Annotated in this window: 1 protein-coding gene and 1 tRNA gene; both read right to left on the bottom strand. The window is 70.2% G+C overall.

The features are described 5' to 3' along the window. Positions 1-82: 82 nt before the first annotated feature. A complete protein-coding gene (locus tag ACFV61_RS35910) occupies positions 83-955 on the bottom strand; it encodes a Bax inhibitor-1/YccA family protein (protein ID WP_380346468.1) in 873 nt (290 codons plus the stop codon). Between the two features lie 139 nt (positions 956-1094). Then, positions 1095-1176, bottom strand: a tRNA-Leu gene (locus ACFV61_RS35905). Between the last annotated feature and the right edge of the window lie 518 nt (positions 1177-1694).

Here is a 1694-nt window from a genome sequence, read left to right as displayed (position 1 = left end):
CCCTGGGCCTCACCTCGTCCGCCCCGCCCGGCTGGTCTACCGCTCCGGGGGCCCGGCGGCAGTGGGTACGGCGGGACCGCGATTAGTCGTCGCCGCGCAGGATCGCGATCAGGCGCAGCATCTCCATGTAGATCCAGACCAGCGACAGGGTCAGCCCGAAGGCGGCCCGCCAGGACTCGCGCTGCGGCGCGCCCTGGGCGATGGCCTCCTCGACCGCCGCGAAGTCCAGCGACAGGAAGAACGCGCCCAGGGCGATGCCGACCAGGCCGACCACGATGCCCAGCGGGCCCGAGCGCAGGCCCATGTCGGCGCCGAACGCCATCGCGACCATGTTGACCAGCATCAGCAGCACGAAGCCGATGGCGATCGCGATGCCGATCCGCTGGTAGCGCGCGGTGACCCGGATCCTGCCGCTCTTGTAGGCGAACAGCATCGCCGCGAAGACCGCCGCCGTACCCAGCACCGCCTGGAGCACGATGCCGTTCAGCATGGTGTTGAAGACGTGTGAGACGGCACCGAGCGCGAAGCCCTGGAGCGCCGCGTAGGTCAGGATCAGCGGCGGGCTGACACTGCGCTTGAAGGCGATGACCAGGTAGACGACGAAGGCGACGATCGAGGCGCCGGCGGCGTAGCCGTAGTTCTCGAACGGCAGCGCGAACCAGGCCACCGCACCGCCGGCGACCAGGGTCAGCAGCGTCATGGCCGTGCGCGCGACCACGTCGTCGAGCGTCATCCGCCCGGTGGCGGCGGGGCCGGCCGACGGCCCGTTGTACATCTCGTACAGCTGCTCGTCGGTCAGCGGGCCCTGCGCCTGAGGCTGCTGGGCGTAAGGGGTCCCCGCGTAGGGGTTGTTGCCGTACTGGCCCCCGGCCTGCGTGGTGGTACCGAACCCCGCGTAGCCGGGCTCGCGGGTGAAGGACCCCTCCCGCGAGAAGACCGGGTTGCTGCTTCTCATTGCACATTCCCTCCGTGGCGGCACTGCACCGCCCAGCCACCAGGGTAATGGCTTGGCAAAAATATCGGGATACGCCGCGAGGAGGATCACTGATCGACTCCCGGCGGGGACGCCGTCGGCGCCCCCGCGAGTCGAGCGGTGCCCGGAGCCGGACTCGAACCGGCACGGCCTCGCGGCCAAGCAGTTTTAAGCTGCCCGTGTCTGCGTTCCACCATCCGGGCGTCCTGAGGACGGACCCCTCCATCGGCCGGAGAAGAAGCGCTCCACCCCCGGTGCGGGCCACCCCAGAGCCTAGTCGCCCGGCTCACCCTTTCGCATGTTCCCAGCCAGGGAAGTTGTCATGTTTCCTTGCGATCTGACGAACAGTCCGCAATTCGGCCACGAAGTGCATGAGTTCCGGCCACCGCCCGGCGCTCAGGGTCGGCGTCATACCCCAGGAGGAGGGCGTCACCTGGCCGTACGCCCAGCGGTGGTCAGGCCAACCGTCCGGCGGAGCGACGAGAACTCATGATCACGCGGCGGAGCATGGAGGTACGGCCGGGCGCCCCTGGCGGCCCGGCCGTCCAGGCGCCCAGCGCGTCTCCCGCAGCCCGCGACCACCAAGGAGCACCCCCGTGACCACGTCGACCGCAACCGCCGTCCGGACCGGCCTGGCGGCCGCCCGCGCCACCGGCCTCAACAAGGTCTACGGGGACGGGGAGACCCGCGTCGTGGCCCTCGACAACGTCAGCGTCGACTT

Source organism: Kitasatospora sp. NPDC059817 (assembly GCF_042731835.1).
Classification (GTDB): Bacteria; Actinomycetota; Actinomycetes; order Streptomycetales; family Streptomycetaceae; genus Kitasatospora.
This window is presented reverse-complemented; position numbering and strand designations above follow the sequence as displayed.